Genomic DNA, 21380 nt, shown 5'->3' on the forward strand with positions numbered 1-21380 from the left:
TGCACGGTTCATAGCGGCTAGCCGATCATGCACTGAAAGACTTTTTTCAAGTCCACGCCGGGATTTTGTGCCAAAGCGTTCACCGTATGATAGATCTGCTCGTTGGTATTCTTCTCGGTTGGAGTCTTTTGCCCGGTGATCAAATCACAGCCATAGGCTGTTCCCGCGACTCCGCCCGTGTCCTTCAGGTCAAATCCACCATAAAAGCCACCAGCCACTCGTTTGCCGATCATCGCAAAGCCTTGAGTACTTCCGTCATTATTGTCTCGTCCTACGGGAGCAATTCCGCGAGTAAATTCCGTGCCGATGACAATAAAGGTGGTATCCCATAGGGTTTCACCTTTTGTACCTGCGGGATCTGGTGTCTTTTGTAAATAGGAGATCGTGCTGCTTAAGATCGACGCCATTTCTCCTGGGTAGTTGCTTGGGCTTGCACCGATGGATTGGTAGCGGTGCCAGTCACCGGTACTGATTACCACCTGGGCAGAGTTGATGAGATTCAGACTCATTGCCTTTAAGGCCATGGCCATTCCTCGAGCAGGGTCCCGGTATGTTGTTTGCCGTCCAGTGAGGAGGCCTGATGGCAAATCATCGAGTACTAGTTGAGAGCTGAAGTCGGTTGTCATCAAATAGACGGCCGACGCGTGAGACTCAGCATGTGGGATGGCTGTCTTCTGCGCTCTCTCCAGCATGATGGCCTGACGCCGGGACAAGGTGCGAGAGGCTTTGGCGATAAGATCGGCCTCGATCTCACTCACTTTGAGCGTTGGCTTTTTGAAATAGTCAAAGAAAGTTGTCGTATTGACTGCCTGAAGATCAGCTTTCCCCAATGTGTTGTTAGTCACTCCGGTACCAAACTGAATTCCGGCCATCAGCGAGCTGGTCGTGTTGCGGGATATGAGTTCAATGATGGGGCTTCTCAGGTTTTGAGTTGCACCCCCCTTACGATGTGCAAACAAAGAGGAGTGTCCGGTTTCGTTGGCCACACCCTGAGTGATGGCAATATTGCCGGCATAGGGCTGTAGGGCCATGGTGGCGGTGTTCAGATGGAGATTGTTCTGGGTCAGGGTCAACCCGTTTCCTGAATAGGGGCAGTTGGGGTGCCTTGGAGTTGAGAGCCTTTTGAAGTCGTCATTAGCGCCTAACATGATCATGGGCACTCCAGATCGGAGACCGATTTCGATCATACGCACGGGCGTTTTCCGTTCGTCAGCCTCAGCCAGAGGGAGGTACCTTTTCGCCAGTGTTTGCGCGCAGTCGAGGGCATCAAGGGGTGCCAATCCCGTCGCCGCCAAAGCGATTGTAGTTTTGGTGATAAAGTCTCGCCGACTGAGTTGTTTTTTACTTTCCTTACCCATTGGACTCACCCAAATCCTTTCACTCCCCAGTACCCATTTCTTACATGATTGTCAGAGATTCGAGGCTGGCGGCGACACTGGCACAGGCGGCCACGGCCTTCTTGTCCTCACTTTCGAATTGGCTTTGCAGTTCTTCGAGGACTTGTGTTTCATTGCCTTCTGGCCTGCGCCCAACGAAAGTTAGATACAGGTACTCAAAATCCCCAACGCCATTTGGGAAAAGGGCCGCCTTGACCTCACTTTGGCTCATAGCCATTTCACAGGCGTTGATGAACATTTCGGTGGTGATGCGAAACTTGGTTGGAGTGCACTCGGTATTGGCGAGCCGGCCCTCATTGGGACTGGCCTCGCCGAGGTCGGCTCTGAATTTGTGCAGATAGTAGCACTCGGTGCTCGCACCCTGTTTGCACTCAGCGCTGGTCTTGATCTTTCCCTTGTCGTCCACCAGTGGAACGTCCTTTTTGGCAATCTTCAGCTTACTTTCGAGGACACTCCTGAGCGTATTGGTGTCGGCAAAGCTGCATGACTTAAGGCTGTCAAAAGTCGATGCAGGACTTCGATTGTTGTTCTTGTTGGCCTGAAAGCTCGTCGGAGCACAAGATAGAAATCCTGTGGAGAGCACTAGAAGAGCTGCCGTTTGAAGCAACTTTTGTGTTTTTGAATTTAAGTCCAACCAATCGCGTGGACAGGTCTGTATCACATCCGTGATTCGTTCTAATCGCATTTTTCACCCAACCTTGCTCGTGACTCGATTCCGGTGAGTCACACCCAATGACCATAAATAGAGCAAGCTGAGGGCCATCAGGGGAGGGGCTTGATTGGAGCTGAACAGTAGGACTCTTTTCACCTGTCCATTCTTTGGATTGATTGTCGAGAGTCTGCACGGCTGCCCAATTGGCTAACAGGGTGGTGAGCCAAGAAATCTAATATAACATAATATCTTCAAATACTTATGTCCTACCACCCAAGGGAGGCTCTCAACCTGGGCGGGTGATTCCTAAGTGGACAAATGGTTTGGGCGGAGTTAAATTGCTTCCTTCCATTATCGCCAGCCAAATCTGACCGTCGGGGTGTGGCGCAGCCTGGTAGCGCGTTTGCTTCGGGAGCAAAAGGCCGCTGGTTCGAATCCAGTCACCCCGACCACTATAAGAGCTCATGACTTCAGTCATGGGCTCTTATAGTTTTTGGGGGTGACTGGATTCGAACCGGAGTTTCGCTATCTAAAACACCACCTGGCCAATGCAGCCGAGAGCGAAAGCCAAACGACGGCTTTGGTAGACAATTTCTTCTTTAAGGTTCCTAATCTTTTGCCAGGCCCACTGGGTACATCCAGGCAGTCCTCCTACAGATACGCGAAGAAAGCCTTTGTATAGGGGAGAGACCGCCACGCGGAGCATGGAAGTCCTCTGCACATTGTTGGTGTATGTCATTAGGTCCGCAAAGGGAGGAGGGGGCAAGGCTAGAGCTGTATTGATTCCGCCGGCAAAAAAGTTTGACGTGGATTGGGTAAAGCCGGGGGCGCCGGGAGGGTAGAAGGCGAAACCTGCCCGAGCCTGATGCGCTTCTCCGGTGCGTGTTTGTGCCAGAAAGAAACCAAGCTTGGGTGTGATGCCCACGACTCCGACAGCGGCGAGAGAGCTGCGAAAGCTCTCTGTCTCTCGATATATATCAAAGACAAAACTTTTTTCCTTGTGGTTGTAGCCAATGCTGATGCCAATCGACGCCTGACCACCGTATCCTTTGTTGCGGACTCCCCCTTCGGCAATCAATCCCAATGACAGAAGGCCTCCGAACTCATTTGCTTCGATAACTAGGGGAGCCTGCTTCCAAAGAGTTCTGTCTAAAGAGTGAAGAATCGCTGATATCGCCTGAAGTCCTCGGGGACCAAATTGGCCGCCGCCTGAGACTCGCTCGCCCGTGATTTCGGCGATTGGGTGAGAGGATTCACCTTTGTTGCGCAGCTGATTGAAGCGGTCCTTTATATATCCACCGACTCCGAGACTGAGTTTTCCATAGCTTAAAACAGCCGCCATATTGTTTAGGATCATGCGGCGTTTATCTAAAAACCGCTGTTGACTGGATTCATCAGGAAAATGCTGACGGCAGCAATCATTGAGTTCAGCTAGGTTGGGTTGAAGCTCAATCAGAGTCCCACCCTTGAGTCGAATTGAAATTCGGTAGCCGCCAGATTCGCTGAGCTCCGGCGCTTCAAGGCGGGAATCCACCACCTTGTCAGCGAGTGAAACGCGATTGAGATCAAGAGCTAAAGGCTCCTGACCAAAACTATTGAATGCCCCGGTTAAGCTCAAAACGAGCAAAAACCCCAGCAGTATCCCATGCCATAGGACTGCCCAGCTCCAAGGCTGGGAAGTCTTTAAACCCCTCACCATAAAACACCCCTAAAACTCTGTGTCCGTGAGTCCAATTTTCAAAACCCTAGGCACTTGCCTATCAATCCCGATACCAAGGCTGTATGGCGCGATGTAGCAAATGAAATTTGACTTGGGATTCCAGCGGATAGAAGGGCTTTAGGTTTTGGGGCTCAGTCAGGGGAAAGGGCAAAATTTACTGAATTTCCCCGAGTAAGGGTCGAATTGTGTCACCGAGGACCTGATTGCCCCAGGGGTTGTAGTGCCCGTCGAGCGGGATTTCCATGCGTTCCAAATCATGGGGAGGGTAGGATTTTCTTAGGTCGTGGTGAACATGAGTTCCATCGGTCAAACACCTGGGAAGCTCAGCATGACTCTGTCTGGGAAGGGTGACCACTATCAATTGGCTCTGGGGTTGGTCCCGCTTAATGAGTTCTTCTATGCGAGCTATGATCCTACAGGTGAGATCGCGGGCGCGACCTTCCGCAAAAATGGGAAAGTAAAGTCCGAGCCGTTGAACCAGATCCAACTGAGCAAACCAGGAATAAAACTGAGTGAGGTAGGGCTTGGACTCACTGAATAGGCCTGAATACCTCAGCTCACCTGTATCGGTGATCTCGTAGTGGGGGGTGTTGCGCCCCCAGAGGCCAATGACATTGGAGTATCCATATGCTCTACGGTAATGAAATGGAGCATGAAGGTAAACGAATGTCCCCTTTGTGGGAGACATATCTTTGAGGACATTAGTGAACTCCAACCGTGCCAAAAAACTATTTGGACCTTGTCCCCGAAAAGCAAAGTTGTAAGGCATCACCTTTGGGTTGTTTTTGACGAGATGAAAAAGGATAGTTTCGTTATCATTCACACCTTCTCCAAAACCAAGTGATCCCCCAAAAACGGTCAGATGGACCTGTGGCGATTCGACTACTGACGGAGTGAGTCTCTCTCCGAACTGGCCAAAACTATAGGTCACTTTATAGACCGTTTCGTTGGCAACGACTTTGTGCACCTCAGTTTTGACCAGGGGGAGTGGCAGGTAACCCACTTTGGGGTCAACATAAGTATAGGGGCTGGATTGGGTCTCCTGAGGAACCCCAGTCTTGGCTGCCGAACCAAGGCTGAAGGCAAAGGCCAAAAAAACCAGGTATCTGGGAAGGGAAGTCATTGCAAAATTGTATTTCTCAACGACCCTCCAGTCAAATCGAGGTAAATCTCCGGGTGCCCTTGTTTAGGAGGGGAGAATCTTCTATCCTCTCAAATATCGGGGGCCGCATTGAAGAAGGATACCGTCCATTGTCTCTTACCTCATATCGCCATCAATATTCATCCTACGGGGGGAGTCCGCCAGTGCATCAGTGGCACTCAGGATTTGGGCTCATTGAATGGCCAGGATCTGAAATCCATTTGGAACAGTGATTCCTACTCCGCCTTGCGCAGGGTGAGGCCTGGAGATCCCTGGCCTTCAGTTTGCCGGGTGTGCGAAGAGAGGGAAATGGCCGGGTTGAAATCCAGGCGGGAGATTTTTAGGGACAACTGGGAAGAGGAGTTTGCAGGTGGGCCTGAAGTTGATGTCGGTGGCACGGTGCCCGATATTCGTTTTCTGGATATCGCTGTTTCAAACAAATGCAATATGTGGTGTCGATCCTGTAACTCGGAGTTTAGTTCCTCTTGGGAAAAGTACCAAGCTCAACTTTCGCCAGACTTGGGGCTAACGGACAATGCGAATACAGGGGCGGGTCAGGGAGTCAAAGGTTCTCGACTGAGCGACATCCTTTCTTTGTTACCTTATTGTCAGAATCTCCAACGTCTCACATTAAAGGGTGGGGAGCCATTTTTTGACAAGGACTCACTACTATTTTTGGAGACGATTGCTAACATGGACATTTGTCGCGACATGACTTTGTCCATTGTGACCAATGCTTCTATTGTTTCTTCTAAGATTTTGAGGGTGCTGGAGAATTTTAACAAAGTCCGCCTATCTTATAGTATTGACGGGAGTGATGTTGTTCATCGCTACCTGAGAGGGGATTCTTTTGCGGTAGACAAACTTGCCAATAATATTCGTCAGTTTCGACAGCTACCAAACTTAGAGGAGTTGCCCATTCTTCCCACGATTCAGGTTTACAATGTCTTGGACTTGGAAAATCTTTATGACTGGTGCCAATCCGAGCTAAATACGCGGCCCACGTTTTACCAAGTTCTGGTCTCTCCAGAAATCCTTCATGTAAAGGTTTTGCCGCCTTGGTTTCGGCTGGAAATCAGCAAGCAGCTGACGGAGTTCAAGCTCAAAATTGCTGAAACCGATCTCAAGAATGCCGAATTACTTGGCCGCATAATCAGCCTTTTGAGTGTCAAAACTGAATACAAGGACCTGGAACATAACCAGCCGTTGTATTTTGACAAATTTGTCCGCTACACAAAGGAAGTGGATCGGTTAAGGAAACAGAGCATTCTTGATGCCATCCCGGAGTTTAGGGCGTTCGAAGCCTTCTAAGGAGGTTACTTTTTAGATAGACGAACCTGGTCGGCGAAATCAGGATGAAAGCGGGTCACCTTTAAGTCTGTCCCACATCGACACCAGCCGGGAGTGCAAATTAAGGGACTTTCTTCGATAGTGAATCCATTGTTGATGTGTCCCATTTTTTTGACCCTACAACTCCCAGCAAAAACATTGCCCTTTTCATCGATGTAAATCGATTGATTTCCTGCCCAGCACAACCAATCCTGGTAATTGTTTTCTCCACGCATCAGAAAATCATTAACGTTTTGCGGACGTCGCTCAAAGCGGATGTTTGAACCTTCACGGACCTCGTAGACGGATTCAACCTGGTTGAAGTTGGCCACGCCCCCCCATTCTCTGTCCCAATCCTCAAGAATCTGCAGCTCCTCGGCCGAATAGTAGTCAACAGGGACATCTTCATCAAAAATCAGATCGGGGTCCTGGTGTCCGTCGATCAGAGGATTCTCATAGGGTTTTACAAACTGAGGAGAGGTCCCAAGGGAGGATCGGTGCAGCAGTGGGCGCACCCGGCGCAAGGTCACTGGGATATCCAGCTTCCGCAAGCGGTCGGCCACCTGACGAACGTGATCTAGCTCACCGGGAACAACCATAACTTGAACATGGATCCACCTTTTGTTTTCTCCAAACTTGTGATTGAGCTGTCGATGGAGTCCTTCAATCACTTCGAGAACCTTTTCCCGCTGGGGATTCTCCAGCTGGTAGGAGATAATCATGATGTCGAGCCAATTCATGGCTTCGACAAAAAACTCCAGCGGCCTCATACCATTGGTCATCGTCCCAAGATAATGAACTCCACCATCCTCCTTGAGAATTCGTAAAATTTCTAGGAAGTCCGGATTGAGTGCCGGTTCTCCGCCGGTGAGAACCATTTCCAGATATCGATCGGAAAAGTTGGCGCGGATGTGTTGGATGGCACTTTTTACCATCTCCACAGAAAGGTAAGGGGAAATTTGGTCGTGATGGTCGCAATACGAGCAGTTCAAATTGCAGCGTAGGCCTGTAAACCAAAGAAATCGGGTGAGTTTGTCATGATTTGGGTTGAGAGCCTCCACGGCAACCAATCTCTCCAAAATCGGGCTCCTTCCGCCTTTTTGGGTAGGCTAACAAAGATTCGACTCAGCTAATAGTTCTTTGTGAATCACAGTCTTAATGCTCCGGGTTAGGGTGACCGGGAACTCAACAACCTACCTAATGGAGGAATTCCATGCGCTTGTTACTCTTTATATTGGTTGGCCTTGGTACTTTTTTTCCCGCCTTTGCCCACCAGAACTCTGGCAATCTTACCCCGATCTACTTGGTCCGCCACAACATGGTGGTTTCTTTTGAAAGAGGAGTGGTTTCACTGTCACTTGGTGACACTTATTTTGTCGAAAATGTGCAGATTAAGGCCCAATCCGCTAACCGTTGGGATTCCCAAGGGCAGGTGATGGCCAACGGCAAAATCAAGGGTACGGTGTTTGTTCCTGGTGTAGACCCCGACTACACGGTTACGGTCCGGGAAAATACTTCTACCATTGAATTTCGCACCGACAAGAACTCTGTGCGCTATCTTCAAGTCATTGCATATGTTAGACCAATTGATCGCCCTCAATACCACCGAGACTATGGTCACGCCTACAATTCCCAGATTGCCCGGTTTTCCAATCATGTCCTAAAACTTGTTGATGCTTTGATTCCACATAGTCATCCCCAGGACCAGATCGATTATTTGATGCCATTAAGAAAGGTGGCGATCCAGGCTCTGGCTATTGCTGAAGCTCGTGGTGATGCCAGCGGCAGTGCCCGCCCTTACTTTTATGCCTTGTTGGAAACTCTGGACGCTATTGAACCTTTTCTTGATGATAAAGCGGAGATCACAGCCGTCTATGAACTTGTTTTAGCGGTCAAAATGGATCGGGAAAAAATTCGACGGAGCCTCGACTAAAGATTTCACCAGCCACGCGGCCCCTGAAATAACTTCAGGGGCCGCGGAATTTGCCCATATCTATTACAGCATAGACTCTTTCGCCTTGGTTCGAATCAATCGTATCAGTTATCTAGGGATAAGTGATGAGTCAAAAAGGACGGTAGTATGAAGGCGCGAAACTGGTTTCTCGTGATCCTCTTTTCCATAGTTCTAGGAGCCTCCGGCTCAGCAGGCAATCAATTTGATGTTCCTGCTCGCATCGTTCAGGCCTGGTTGGCCTTCGAAAACTTTGGCCCCAATGATTTCAATGGCAGCGGAATTCGCAACTTCTACTCAGACAGCCAAGGCAATGGAGACAAGCCAGAGACTCTAAGTCTTAGGACAGCGGCCCAGATTTCTGGGCACAAAATATGGAGTTCAAAGGGGCCCCACAGCGACTATATCTTGTACTGGCCGGAAAAAGAGACACGATTTGGGCATTACAACCCAGCCTTTGTCCGTTGGGCGATCAACAATATGGTTCCAGGTTACAACTGGGGTCTTCGCTGGGTACGGCCTATCATGCAGCCTATCTATGACACTCACTTTCGACGGCTTGCACGGATCTTTTGGATTTCCTATCGAATCATCCAACCGCGCATCGAAAGTGTCGCCGGGAAGTATCAGGGGTGGTGTAAGCGTGGGAATTGGGGGCTGCAGAGAGCCATCAGTTTTAAAGATGGGCGCCAGGATTATGTTCCCTCTAAGGCCCTGGTCCCGGGAGAAGACAAGTACTACCGCACAACCCATATGGAGATGGCCGCCTCTTGGTGGGCCCGTCGCCAGATCGACGGCACATTCTCATTATTTGTTGAGGGCCTCAGGCGGCTTCTCAAGACCTATGATCCTGATTTTTGGAATATTGACCTGGGATATTTGCCCCGGTCAGTGCGGGTTGAAACCTATTGGAACTAATCCTGAAATCAATGAGGAGAGATTTCATGTTGCAGACCATTCGCCTTCTTGTTGTCAGTCTTATGCTCGGGTTATTCCTTGGAGCGAACGCCCAGGCTGCGGAGAGCAAATCCGATAGTTTTGATATGATGAAATCCCTCGATGGCATTTATGGCCAGCTGGAGTTCATCGACCAGGAAGGTATTCACGATTACTACCGAGCCCGACTTCATATTTTGAAAAAGAATGTCAACGAGGCTCGGGAGATCGTGGCCACTGAATCCCAGTGGTCCTCTAAACCGGGAAATGCGCTAAGAAAGATGCTCCTCCATTTTAAGTTTTCAACCATTTTTTTTCAGCGCATTGAAACCGATTGGACTTTAGATTCGATTAGCGAGATCACCAAGTCGGTTGCTGAAATACGCGAGCGGGTGGGCTCAGATCTGCCCACCTACATAGCCGACAGCCTGGAGGCCATCCTTCGCCATTACAAAGCCCTGATTGAGAATCCGGCCACAAGTGAGAACTTCCGTGGTCTGTTGAGAGGGCAAATGGGACAGTTAATAGATATCATCGGCGCTGCAAAGGCTTCCGGTGATCGAACGACGGCTTTTCTTAATGGCCAGGCGGCCTATGCCATGATCACCCAAACCTACAATTTCTTGTATGCCGAGTTTCCTAGTGGCATCGAAACCCTGGAGATTATCGGCACCAACGAGTTTATCGGTGAGTATGTTGAGGCCGAACTGGCCAAGGTCCCGGTGACCCAGAAAGGGGCGCAGTAAGTTTGGAGCGCACCCTAGCTGATTCAATCCAATCTAACTTGCCCCAGCGCGTGGAGCTGATGTGGGACATCAGGGATCAGGGAGATACCCCTCGCTGTCAGGAGGAGTATCTAAATCTGTGCTTGGATCTGGGCTTGAATCAGACAAAACCTTTAGCATCCAGAATTTGCCAACTTCTGGATATGGGAGTGAACGGCAGTTTGACCCAGGAAATCTTACTCCTGGAGATCGCAATTTGGAGGGGACGACTTGAGTTGGATCGGGCCGATCAGGCCTTGGCGGAACTGGAAAAGTACTGCCATGAAAAGATGATCCCCTTGAGTGGACGATTTCAGTTTCAGGCTGGCCTCAATTGCTTGGCTAGGCAGCACTTTGAAAAAGGGTCCTATTACTTCTCTTTGGCCAAGCGGCAAAGTGAGTTGCGCGAAAGTGAATCGAAGATCAGCGTCAAGGCCTACTTCAACTTGATCTTGTGCCTCGAGGTCATGGGTCACGATGTGAATTCTCACCTCAAGAGGTTTCGCAGCCAGTTTTCTCGCTGGCAAAATGAAGACTGGGCGCGGCCCATCCGCCAGCAATTGATGGCCCTTGCCGCGCGCACAGCTTTTGATCACTTGAATTTGGAAGAGCTGAGGGCGATTGCCAAGGAAGTGGACCCAGGTCAACAGGTGGCGTTCACCATGGCATTTCTTTCCTCCCTGATATGGCTTTGTTTTCCTGAGGGCAAGCAGGGGGTAGAATCCTTGGTTGAGATTCAAACCGAGGGCAAGCAAAATTGGTTGTCACAGTATAGACTCAATACCATTAAGGGATTGTTGGTGACCCACGACCTCAAGTCCCCAGTCAAGCTCGACGCCAAGATTGAGCGACTCTACTGTTGGACTCATAAATGGCTCCGGTCTCCGAACGAGTTCGGCTTAAACAAAGTGAAATCTATCGTCGATAATATTGGTCACCTCAGCGGAGACGAAATTGTCTCCATGACTACCGTCAAGATGTTGGAAAACTCCCTGCGCTGGATCGCGCTGTTTTCTGGACGGCCATCAGAGGAAGTGGAAGGGGCTGTTCACTGTGTGAATTCGGCGATGCGCAATGAGAATCGTTTGTTGAGCAATGAGTCTCAGTTATTGGATGCATTGTTTGCCTTACGCGATGGTCGAGTGGAGTTGGCAACTGATAGTCTAAAGGCAATTTACACTGATGGGCGCCCCTCTCATGTTGACGGAAGGCAAATGGCTGATCAGTTCATTTCCGTCTTTGCCTCGGCCCTGATGAATGGAAATGACCTACTGGTTCCGGAAGGTTTGGAAATTCTATACGGAGCCTTCCGGCCTATGCTGGTTCAAGGATCAGGAGAGGAGTCGAATGGCATTCGTTTGGATATGGGCCGCCATAAAATTCAAATTGTACAAAATGGTGAAGTGACTGATGAGCGGCAATCTGAATCATTGGCTCGCCTGTTGTTGGCACTTTCGCTGAACGGCCCCAGAAGTAAGGACTACTTGCTGTCCTTTTGCTTCGGCATCAGTGGCTATGATCCCATCAACCATGACCCCAAAATTGCCAATTTGATTTCAAAAGCCAATCGGGTTTTGGAGCCATATGGTGTGGTCAGATCTTCTCGGGGCGTGGTTTTTTTAGAGTCGTCCATTGAGAATTGGTCCTTCCTTGGGACCAATGCCTACTCCCTTCAGGGATTTGAGTTGTATCCAGTCGGTGAGGACTTGAGTGGCATTTGTGCATCACCCGCTGAAGATCCTGGCAAAGGCAAACTGGATGGCTGGATGTCGCGCTCGCGGATTCAAGATAACCTAGGTGTATCAAAGGCAACCGCCACTAGAATCATTAGCAAGTGGCTCGCCAAGGGTGACATCGAACGCAAGGGAAACGGCAAGAACACCCGCTATCGTTTTCCCAATGGGTCCGTGCCTGGAATGGAGGCCTACTAATGAAAAGGTGTTCGCTGGCGGTTTGGACACTGTTATCTCTATTAATTCTAACTGCGGCAGCTGGTGGTCTCACGGCTACGGCTGGCGAGGACCACGCTGTAAAGGTTGTGAGCTCCTACTGCGGAATGTTTGATATCGAAGACCTGCAGCGGCGAGGATCTGGAGTTCTCCTCACCCGAAAAGATCAGGTCTATGTGCTGACGTCCGATCACGTGGTCTACCACGCAAATCAACAGGCTGGGTTTTGTCACAAGATTGTTGTAAACGGACGAAGCTATGAGGCTCAGCTGTCATCAGTGAGCTTTGCCCATGGTTTGGCCCTTTTGAAGTTGAATGCTTTGCCGGACGGCAGTCAGGCTTTGAGCTTTGAGTCCCTTTATGAGGGGCTCAAGGCTTGTCATTTTCCGGGTCCTGCCGAGCTCATTTCCTATGGATTCACCTGGAGGTCTGAGTCGGTGACTTCCGGAAAGGGCCAGGTATTGAACCCGAGGTCGGAGCGACATCTTTTGCCGGCAATTGAATTTATGCTCGAATCAGATCTGTATTCAGAGCTTGGCATGAGTGGAGGCCCGGTGTTTGACCCACAAGGTGAAGGCTTTGCCGGTCTACTGAGCCATCAGTTCTTAGTGCGTGACCTGGGTGGTGAGAGTCGGGCGGTGAGTAAAAGGGATGTTGTGGGCGCCGATACGAAAGCAATCAACGGTCTCATTATCCCAGCTTGTCCAATTGCCTTGTGGTTGACAGATACTTTTGCAGGAGCCGCCCCACTGGCTTTGGATGCTCAGTCACAAATGAATGGACAGGAAGCAACCCTCATTGGACAAGTGCGCTTTCAGGTGACCAACTGCCAGAAGGGCGAGGACTGGGAACCCATCGGCGGACGAATTTCGGGTAAAGCTGCGGACCTTCCTGATTTGAGGCGAAAGTTTAGAGCAGGTCTAATTCATCGAGGCTCGGGAGACGGTGTCGGCATTGGCGGCATGATGATGGACGACTTCAACCAGTGCTCCATTGATTTGAGTTGGGAAAATTCTGATTCCCAGACAACTTGGCCCTTTTCGTTTCAACAGGAGTGGTTTTCTGCTGTTCGCAGTGCGGCCTACCAGAGAGCCAAGGTCACCGTGGATTCGGTGTTGCTCAACGGAGAGATTCATCTACTAAACGGTTCGCTGAGTCGCTTCTTTGCATTGCTGAGACGAGGCGGGCTGCCGCTGACTCGGGTATCTTCTCTTAATCATCCCGAACAGCAAACCTTAAACGAACTCCAGGTGCTCAACGGTCTTGTGAGCAGGTCGATGGAGACTCTCGATAAGCCCTGGAGGCAGTTGGCTGCACGCGATCCTCTTGTCGGTGTCCTCAGAAAAGAAATCCTTGAAGTGATCTCGACTGTGGCAGGCGGTCATCACCAGGTGGTGTGCGAAGATCGTCTGGCTCAGCTCATCCAGTCTCCCGCCTGGTCCCGGCTCTATTTGGGGTCTGGCTTTGACAGCGATCAGGTAATTGAACTGAAAGCCTTGTTGAATAGACTCAAAACCACTCTCGGTCATTTGACCATTACCAGAGGTTGCCAATGAATGCCCAAAAGGTAATTCCAATCTTATTGTTTCTTGCGGTTTCTCTGTTGAGCTTTGCTTCTTGGGCCGAGTTTCCCATGTCCGTTGGTGGTAATCGAGTCTGCTATTCGACGAAACAGGGCTTTCGTTGTTTCGGAGCAAACAAAGGTGGAGACACCTACCAGTTGCCTTCAGATGCAAGTCTCATCGACCTGGCTACAGGCTACGATCATGTCTGCTATGTTACTCAACGCAGGAATGCACAGTCCAATCTGCTGTGCCCCATTGGGCACGGGTCTGCGGTAGCTGTTAATGACACCAAGGATTGGGGCGTGATTTCCAAGGTGGCTGCGGGACCCGGAATCACTTGCGGAATATTTGACAAAAAACGAATACGTTGTCTTGGCGGCTTGACCACTAATTTAGAATTGGATGAGCCCTTCGATCTGGGCGTGGGTCATGGCTTTGGCTGTGCCCTGGATAAAAAGGGCGTCCACTGTTTTGGACAGAACTCCTTGGCCCCAATGAGTCCCTCTTCTCGCCTCGACATCAAGGATCCGACTGCTCTCGCTGTCGGGAGCTTTCATGCTTGTGTGATTGACGATGGAAAAGTGAAGTGTTGGGGATCTAATGCCCAAGGACAAACCAAGGTCCCTGGAGGCCTGAAGGACCCAATCGCTGTTTCAGCCGGCCTTGAACATACTTGTGCCATCGATAGCCTAGGTCTTCATTGTTGGGGCAAAAGGGGAATGGCGGGTTCGTGGGCACACGGTGATAATCCCTATTTGTACATTTCTTCCCACCTGCGTACCAATTGTCGGATACGCACAGACCAGATTCTTAAATGTTACAACGCGCCCGAAACCCTGCTCGATCGTCACTCGTCTCCTACTGTTTATGTCCATCCATTGGTACTGGCAACAAATCAGCTCAGTGGTGGCATCAAATCAAGGCAGGCGGCCTTCGATCATCTTCGAAAATTCCTGCATCGTCCGGATGGGGATTTTTTGGCCAAGCTCAAGATTTGGGAACTTCAAAATCCTGAAATGGATTTGGCAGAGCAAGAGCTGTTCCACTTTCTTGCCCTCAATCCGTATTTCAAATACTCCGGTTATTCCTTGGTGAGAGAACGTTTTTATCCTCATTTTGAAGAAACCCTGGCTGGCCGAATCCAAGTCCATGGTTTAGACCAGCTAGCGGCCTTTGCCAACGGACGTTCCCTCAAGGCCTATTTGAGGTCAGCAATTCGATTCCTGTTTGTGTCTCTCACCACTTTGCCGGCAGAGACTCGACCCGAGTTGGTCCAAAGTATGGATCAGGCAGTTCGTGGACTGGGAGACGCACTTGCAGAGGCCGAGGACCTGAATCAGTGGAAACTCACCTCTATCCTAAAGTTTCAACAGGAAGTGGCACCATTGGTGGATGAAATCAGCAAATCGATGCTGGAAGATCCTTTGTTGCACTCCCGGGCTCTGTCACAGCAAATGGTTTTGGAATTTGTTCGTGGCATTTGATCTTTGAGTTCAATCGCGATTTATCATTAAGTTCAAATTCCAAGTCTAGTGCTGGTTCTAAATTGGCATCGGACAATAGTCGCTTTTGTTACCATAATCCCATTCTTCCATGACCTGAATGAGAGGTCGATCTTACAATTAGAATTCAAAGTGACGAGTCCCTTATTTACTATTTTCAGGAGGAAAAATGTTTAGGACAGGAGCAAGCCTATTGGCTCTGTTGTTTTTGGTTGCTGGCTGTGGAAGTTTAAGTATCGTCAACAAGCCTGAGGCGGAGAAGATCAAGACGGTAGCCATTGTGTCGGTTTATTCCAACAAAGTAATTTACAATCGTAGTCCCAGTTCCAATGGTGGTGCTTTGGGTGGTTTGATGGCACTCAAAACCTTAGCCACCGATGGTGTCAAGGCCTATGAAAACCTGGAGATGAAGGATCCTAAGATCGTCAATGTGGGTCTGAAGAGATTCCATTCGGAGTTCAGCAAGGTCGGCCCCTGGAAAGTGGTCCCTCACACTGATGTGATTAAATCAGCTGCCTATCAGAAGTTCACCACCAAGGCTCCGACGACCATGAAGGTCAAAGAGGGTATGATTAACAAGACCGTTAACCTTAAGGACGAGTTTATCCCGGCCAAGGGGATGGTGCCCTTTGTGGTCACTCACGGCTCGGATGAAGCTGTCCGCGCTCAACTCAAGCAGTTGGCTAAGGAGCTAAAGGTAGATGCCGTTGCTGTGGTTAAGCTTGATGTGGGCTACACTCCTTCGACAGCCGTAGGCAATGTCGGGTCAGCTGCGGCCGCGGCAGGTGCCGACGTGATGATTGTCAACCGTAACGGTGAGTTTGCCGTAGCCACGGCTGCTCACAAAAAGGGTGAAGGTACTTATGAAACTTCAGACGGCACGATTGCCATGGCTGGAAACCTGGCCTACAGCAAAGAGCTGGAAGAGTTGATCATCAATGCCATCGGGAAGACAGCCACCTACTATGGAAAGGAAATTAACAAGAATCTGTAGTAGTGAAATTCCCTTATGAATCAATAAAGCCCGGGCTCTATAGCGCGGGCTTTTTATTTGCGCTCGCAGGACATGCCAAAAGTAGGGCTTTCTTTGGCGGCCGCGCGATCGGTTGGATACAAAAACGTAATGCCCATCTTGTCATCGATCAGTAATCGAGTGTTATGGTCTCGGTCGTGAAAGTAAGACATAATGGCATTGACGGTCTCCTGGGGATGATCCAACCCAAGGCAGTGACCCAATTCGTGGGTCAAGGTGCGAACAAAATCCTTGGCCGAATCAAGCATATCGGGCTCACCAGTGATGTCACAGCCGACAATTTTTCCGCTCTTAATCGTTGCTCTGGCTTCTCCGGCACTCACCCCATCTGCCCCGCTAAAGCGAATCGTGATGGTGCGGTTATGGCCGGCTGCGGCCGAGTAATCAGGATCTGAGGTGGTGACCAGAGTCACAAAAGAGGCATTGACCCCATTGATGTCGTTAAAAATGGACGCCATCAGTTGATCGACTGTTTGGTTGCCGGTGCCGTAGAGTGGGTCAGAGTTGGGTAAATCGTTGCTGATGACTGTGGCACCTTGGGTGTAATCCACGAACAATTTGGCACTGGCAGCGGTTGAGGAGTTGATGTCCCAGGTGCCGCCGCCTGAGTAGGTGCGAAATCCAAGGGTGGTAAGGGGGATAAAACCCACCCAGAATGCAAGTTTTGCCCATCTCCTGAAGTTCATAAACCAACCCTTTTAAAAATCATATGACAGCCCAAGAATTCCCACACCGGTGGAAAAACCATTGAAACTATGAACGGCAAATAGCTCGGCCCGGAGGCCCAACCCCCAAAACAAGTCGTAATCAAAACCAATGGAACCCATAAGGCCCAAATCAAGAGCCCCCTGTGTGGTGGCGGCAAACCCCAGACTGGTGTACAGCGAGGGGCTGAAGAAAAAAATCTTTGCCATTCCGTAGGTGGTGGGATGAAACATTCCGGCTTCCCACTCGTACCAACCCACACGAATGGTGCCAGGAAACGTCAATTGATTGGCCGTGCCGACAAACATGTGAAGTCCGGATTTGCGACCAGCGAAACTTGGAGTGGGGAAGAGCGTGGCGACCAAAAAAAAGATGGCAAAAACTCTCATCGAAGGTTTCATAGGCTAAACCCCAGAGAGAAGTGAACAAAGTCCTGAGCGTTCAGGGCTGCGTGGGCGCCAATATCTCTAAGCCCATACAGGGCTTCAAGGCGCAGATACATGGGGCCAAGTACAAACCATTGAACTTCAAATGCAGGACCCGCAGCAAAATCGTCCTTGGTTTCTTCAGTTGACGAGCCTTGGTCCTGGAACCCTCGGGATGCGTAGATGACTCCCATGCCAAATCCTGATGAAACTTGGCCACCCCAGATACCTCCGGACTTCCAGTGGCGATAGACATTTAATCCATAGGCGGAGTGAAAGTAAATCTCAGATTGAACGCCGGTGGCAAAGCCAGTGAATTCCCACTGGGCCCCTCGGTAACTTCCAGCAATTGAGGGAATGTGCCGTCCGCCCATGGCCGAGGTCATTCCCACTCCCAAATCCACAGAGGCCCAGGCGACATCGGCCAATAAAAGCAAGGAGCTAAAAAACACAAAGATGCGGTGTGGAAATTTCATCCATCAAGCATCATCGGGGCGGGAACTACTGTCAAGAAATGGACGGATCTTTACCGCCGCGCAGGGACTCAATTTCCGTCTTGGCGGACTCAATGGTGTCTTGAAGCTCGAACCATTCCTCTTCGAGTTGGGTGTTACGGCCCTGGATATCGCCCAATTCTTTCGCCAATCGCTGGGCCTGATCGCCGGACTCGGTCATCAGCTTTTCATTGAGCTCCAGAGTCTTAGCTTCCAGGCTTTTGATCTCGCGGTTGATTTCCAAGCAGCGTTTCTCCTGGGACTTGATCTGTCTGTCCAGCTCTTTGCGGCGCTCCTTGGTGTTCACCTTTGAACTTTCCGCCGAGGATTCGCCGGTCGAGGGAGCGTCTTGAGACCTTTCTGTCCCAACTAAGCCCATGACCCCTTTTTGTTGGCTCCACACATATTCATCGTAGGTCCCAGGATAGAGAGAGGCATGGCCATCGCGGATCTCAATAATCTTAGTGGCAATTCGTTTGATAAATCCACGATCATGGCTGACAACAACCAGTGAGCCAGGATAAAAGTGAAGAGCTTGGGTCAGAGCCTCAACAGTGTGAAAGTCCAAATGATTGGTGGGTTCATCCAAAATCAGCAGGGGAGATTTCTTAAGCAGAATCTGCCCCAAAGACACCCGTGCTTTTTCTCCTCCCGATAGGACAGCCACTTTTTTGTTGATGTCCTCTCCTGAAAAAAGCAATGAGCCAGCCAGGTCTTTCACTTCCTGGGGGAGAACATCGCTGTGGGCCTTTCTCATCATGGCCTCATAAACCGTGTCTTCAGCGTTTAGTTCTTCGGCTACATGCTGGGCATAGTAACCCACATCGACATTGTAACCGAGTTTGGCCTGTCCTGATTGAGGTGGTAGTTTCTGGGCAAAACCCTTAAGCAGGGTGGATTTTCCCGCGCCGTTGATCCCCACAATTCCGATGTGGTCCTGGCGCCCAATGGAGAGTTGAACATCGCTGAGGACAGGTTGATCGCCATAACCGAGTTGCAGGTCTATTGCTTCCAGCACCACTTTGCCCGTGTGAACAGGTGGAGGAATCTGAATTTTTGCCTTCACTTGCAGGGGCGACAGCTCAATGCTCTCCATGCGATCCAGTTGTTTGAGTCGACTCTGTACCTGGCGGGCCTTGGTGGCCTTAGCCCCAAACTTGGCCGCAAACTTGAGAATCTCACTGCGTTTGGATTCCTGACTGAGAGCTTGTTTCTCTAACTGTTCCCGAATCAGGGCCTTCTGCTCAAAATAGTCATCGATATTGCCGTTGAACTTGGTGAACTCCCCACCTTCGATTTCCAAAATATGATCCGTGGTGCGGCGGAGGAACTCCCGGTCGTGGGAGATCAGCAAAAAGGCGCCTTTGAAATCCTGGAGAAAGGACTCCAAAACAAATAAAGACTCCAGGTCCAAATAATTGGTCGGCTCATCGAGCAAAAGGAGGTTGGGCTGCTGGCCAATCAGGGCCAACAGTTTGCACCTCATCCGGTAGCCCCCGCTGAGCTCAGTCAGAACCGATGAAAAGTGTTTTTCCGACAGTCCCAACTTCTTCCCCAGACTCTTCAATTCCCAAATAGGAGTCAGACTGTTTTTGCCAAGATAGTCCTCGACGGTTTCTTCTGGAACAAAATCGTCCTCCTGAGCCAAATAGCCGAGGCGCAAGCTGGAAGACTGAATCACATCTCCTGAGTCCAGGTGATCCAGACCCACCAGGCAGCGAAACAGTGTGGATTTCCCCGCCCCATTGGGACCAATCACCCCAATGTGCTCGCCCACATTGGCGGCAAAGCTGGCTCCCGCAAAAAGACTTCGTGCCCCAAAGGATTTACCGCCGTTGTGCACCTGTAATAGAACTTCTGCCATGCCCGGGGACTATAGTCGCAGCGGGGCTGGGAGTCATACAAATTCTTAACCTAGGGCCCGCATTAAGCCCAGAAGGGGTCGATCGAGATGACCGTGCAGGTAAATCAGAAGATAATTCTCGAATGAAAACTCTACTCCTTATTCTTACTCTGTTTTACTCCTCCGTAGTTTTGGCTCAGGGTAATTCTAATTTTCAGTTTGCTCCTGCCCCCGTACCTCACCCTTTTTATGATTTGGATGAGACCACTGTTAAACTGACGGGTAGCTATTTGGATTTTGAAAGTGAAGAAATGGGCCTCTCTGGTGTGGGCTTTAACGCCGGTTTTCGTCAGACCATCAAAGACACCCTTGCATGGGATGGCATGGTGGGACTGAATTTGCTTGCCGGTGATTTTAAGGGGTCCAATTCAGGAGACATGATGGTGCTGGCCACTCACTATCAGATCGATTTGGAATATCTTGCCTATAGCGGTGGCAAGGGTTCGCTTATTTTGTTCGGTGGTTTTGGCCTGGATCTAAATGTGGGCGCGATGACCGTGGAACTCGGGCCACCTCTTGGAGAGCTCTCCTCATCGGTATTTTCCCTTTTGTACTCGATCCCAATTGGCATTCAGGGTGGATACAAAGTGAATGACGATTGGACTCTAGCCCCTTTTGTCATGTTCACCTCGACACTTGGGGGAACGGTGGCAACTGACGACACCAGTGACACGATTGATGCCTTCACGTCCACCAGTTATGGATTTGATGTGTTCTATGAGCCCAAGAACCTCTCCATTGGCACGCTGTTGACCTCAATGGCCGATGCCGGAGCCGGTGGAAAGGCTTCGGATGTTCTGATGATTCAATTGTCTTGGAACAAACGTCAGGCCAAGGTGGGCGGCAAAGAGGTGACCAGCGAATCGACGACTATTGGCATCGAAAATCCAGGTGGATTGAGTGGTGCGAAGGAACTAGATAGCAAAGAAAGCGTGACCAAGCCTGTGGATGGCGCTGCAGAAGAAGGCCCAGGCTCGTCTGAACCTCAAACGGCGCCACCTGACTCTGATTCCTCACCGAAGACCGGCGAATAGTGGTCTATTGGTTTTCCTCCAATAGGTAGCGGCCATTCTCTATCTTTACACTGGGGACCTGACGGTGTTCCTCAAAGTAGTCATAAATGGGACTCAGTTGGCTCCAGAAGTCCTGCCAGTCATAGCGAATATAGCGCCAACGATTGAGAAGGTTCATGCGAAAGGGAAAAATGTGAATCGGCACTTGAGTGTGGCCGGCGAGAAATGAAGCTTCAAGGATGGTGTATATCTCTTCGATTCCCTTATTGGTCATGGCTAGGCAGCCAAGGGAGACGCAGTCGCCATGGACCATGATGCTCCCCCCGGTGCGGCCGAGGGCGCGATCGAGTGCATTTGGGTAACCGATATTGAATGAGAGATGGTACGAGCTGAAAGGGTTCATGCGCTGGGGGGTGGCGGCGTAAATGCCCTCGGGCACCTGTTGGTCTCCCTTTTTTGTTTTAGGGCCTGCGTATCCCGAAAAGTAACAGATGGGGTGGGTTTTAAACAGTTCATAGGCTTCCTCTTTTTTTATCCACACTTCAAGGACGCGACTGTGTTTGAAGGCACGCAAGAACACCTCTGATCCCAGTTGCAGGCCGCGATCACCCATGGTCTTTTTGAGCCCGAGTTCACGTTGGTGTCGAACACGCAGGGACAAGGGGCTGGTGGGAAGGATGGCGGACTGGCCCAGGGCCTGACGCTTAAATAGATGTAATCCCAAGAGTAGGGTGATGAGGGTTAAAATCAGTAAAAAGTAGCTGTTCTTCTCTTTCATGAGGCACCTCCTGGGGGACAGGGTAGGGGCCTTAAGGGTCTGAAAACAGGCAGGTAATTGTAAAAGCCGAGCCTTATTGCTTTACCTGGTGTTTACTCTCGCGGGGAGTGTCTTTTACGTGGA

General features: G+C 50.3%; 19 protein-coding genes and 1 tRNA gene. 10 read left to right on the top strand and 10 right to left on the bottom strand.

All coding sequences use genetic code 11. From position 1 onward, the window contains the following. Positions 1-17: 17 nt before the first annotated feature. Together H6624_01555 and H6624_01560 are read right to left on the bottom strand one after the other, a co-directional pair. Entirely contained in the window at positions 18-1358 is a 1341-nt protein-coding gene (locus tag H6624_01555; protein ID MCB9082994.1) for a hypothetical protein, read from the bottom strand. Positions 1359-1398: 40 nt separating this feature from the next. After that, the gene (locus H6624_01560) at positions 1399-2082 is read right to left on the bottom strand and encodes a hypothetical protein (protein MCB9082995.1); all 684 of its coding nucleotides are present in this window, start codon (positions 2080-2082) and stop codon (positions 1399-1401) included. Between the two features lie 342 nt (positions 2083-2424). Here H6624_01560 and H6624_01565 point away from each other — a divergent pair. After that, positions 2425-2501, top strand: a tRNA-Pro gene (locus tag H6624_01565). A gap of 77 nt (positions 2502-2578) precedes the next feature. Here the strand turns inward: H6624_01565 and H6624_01570 are convergent. Further along, the gene (locus H6624_01570) at positions 2579-3748 is read right to left on the bottom strand and encodes a hypothetical protein (GenBank protein ID MCB9082996.1); all 1170 of its coding nucleotides are present in this window, start codon (positions 3746-3748) and stop codon (positions 2579-2581) included. Positions 3749-3923: 175 nt separating this feature from the next. Continuing rightward, positions 3924-4892, bottom strand: coding sequence for a hypothetical protein (locus H6624_01575; GenBank protein MCB9082997.1), 969 nt, complete (start codon positions 4890-4892; stop codon positions 3924-3926). A gap of 108 nt (positions 4893-5000) precedes the next feature. On the opposite strand from H6624_01575, the gene H6624_01580 reads away from it, so the two are divergent. Then, complete coding sequence (locus H6624_01580) at positions 5001-6221, top strand: twitch domain-containing radical SAM protein (protein MCB9082998.1); 1221 nt, start codon at positions 5001-5003, stop codon at positions 6219-6221. Between the two features lie 5 nt (positions 6222-6226). Here H6624_01580 and H6624_01585 read toward each other — a convergent pair whose 3' ends face one another. Beyond that, positions 6227-7318, bottom strand: coding sequence for a radical SAM protein (locus tag H6624_01585; GenBank protein ID MCB9082999.1), 1092 nt, complete (start codon positions 7316-7318; stop codon positions 6227-6229). 134 nt (positions 7319-7452) lie between these two features. Here H6624_01585 and H6624_01590 point away from each other — a divergent pair, with 134 nt between their 5' ends. The 7 genes from H6624_01590 (at position 7453) to H6624_01620 (ending at position 15900) form a co-directional block, all read left to right on the top strand. Beyond that, entirely contained in the window at positions 7453-8172 is a 720-nt protein-coding gene (locus tag H6624_01590; protein MCB9083000.1) for a hypothetical protein, read from the top strand. A 147-nt stretch (positions 8173-8319) separates the two neighbouring features. Next, the gene (locus tag H6624_01595) at positions 8320-9108 is read left to right on the top strand and encodes a hypothetical protein (GenBank protein MCB9083001.1); all 789 of its coding nucleotides are present in this window, start codon (positions 8320-8322) and stop codon (positions 9106-9108) included. A gap of 26 nt (positions 9109-9134) precedes the next feature. Further along, positions 9135-9872, top strand: coding sequence for a hypothetical protein (locus tag H6624_01600; protein MCB9083002.1), 738 nt, complete (start codon positions 9135-9137; stop codon positions 9870-9872). Between the two features lie 2 nt (positions 9873-9874). Further along, positions 9875-11821 (top strand): hypothetical protein, encoded by a 1947-nt coding sequence (locus tag H6624_01605; protein ID MCB9083003.1) that lies wholly within the window; start codon positions 9875-9877, stop codon positions 11819-11821. After that, complete coding sequence (locus tag H6624_01610) at positions 11821-13395, top strand: trypsin-like peptidase domain-containing protein (GenBank protein MCB9083004.1); 1575 nt, start codon at positions 11821-11823, stop codon at positions 13393-13395. The genes H6624_01605 and H6624_01610 overlap by 1 nt, the downstream gene beginning before the upstream one ends. After that, positions 13392-14888, top strand: a complete 1497-nt coding sequence (locus H6624_01615; protein MCB9083005.1) for a hypothetical protein — start codon at positions 13392-13394, stop codon at positions 14886-14888. The genes H6624_01610 and H6624_01615 overlap by 4 nt, the downstream gene beginning before the upstream one ends. A gap of 187 nt (positions 14889-15075) precedes the next feature. Then, positions 15076-15900: a hypothetical protein gene (locus H6624_01620; protein ID MCB9083006.1), complete on the top strand. Its 825-nt coding sequence runs from the start codon at positions 15076-15078 to the stop codon at positions 15898-15900. A gap of 53 nt (positions 15901-15953) precedes the next feature. Here H6624_01620 and H6624_01625 read toward each other — a convergent pair whose 3' ends face one another. Genes H6624_01625 through H6624_01640 form a run of 4 tightly spaced genes read right to left on the bottom strand, consistent with a single transcriptional unit; the run spans position 15954 to position 19427 of the window. Beyond that, positions 15954-16625, bottom strand: a complete 672-nt coding sequence (locus H6624_01625) for a matrixin family metalloprotease (protein MCB9083007.1) — start codon at positions 16623-16625, stop codon at positions 15954-15956. Between the two features lie 12 nt (positions 16626-16637). Continuing rightward, on the bottom strand, positions 16638-17045 hold the full coding sequence (locus H6624_01630; protein MCB9083008.1) for a hypothetical protein: 408 nt from the start codon (positions 17043-17045) through the stop codon (positions 16638-16640). Next, positions 17042-17545, bottom strand: a complete 504-nt coding sequence (locus tag H6624_01635) for a hypothetical protein (protein MCB9083009.1) — start codon at positions 17543-17545, stop codon at positions 17042-17044. Before H6624_01635 ends, H6624_01630 begins: the two co-directional genes overlap by 4 nt. A 31-nt stretch (positions 17546-17576) precedes the next feature. Continuing rightward, entirely contained in the window at positions 17577-19427 is a 1851-nt protein-coding gene (locus H6624_01640) for an ATP-binding cassette domain-containing protein (GenBank protein MCB9083010.1), read from the bottom strand. Positions 19428-19549: 122 nt separating this feature from the next. Here H6624_01640 and H6624_01645 point away from each other — a divergent pair, with 122 nt between their 5' ends. Then, positions 19550-20500 carry a hypothetical protein gene (locus tag H6624_01645; GenBank protein MCB9083011.1) on the top strand — a complete coding sequence of 317 codons (951 nt, stop codon included), beginning with the start codon at positions 19550-19552 and terminating at the stop codon, positions 20498-20500. Positions 20501-20504: 4 nt separating this feature from the next. Here the strand turns inward: H6624_01645 and H6624_01650 are convergent, their stop codons facing one another. Further along, the gene (locus H6624_01650; GenBank protein ID MCB9083012.1) at positions 20505-21257 is read right to left on the bottom strand and encodes a murein L,D-transpeptidase; all 753 of its coding nucleotides are present in this window, start codon (positions 21255-21257) and stop codon (positions 20505-20507) included. Positions 21258-21380: the final 123 nt, after the last annotated feature.

This window comes from Pseudobdellovibrionaceae bacterium, assembly GCA_020635075.1.
Lineage (GTDB): Bacteria > Bdellovibrionota > Bdellovibrionia > Bdellovibrionales > UBA1609 > JADZEO01.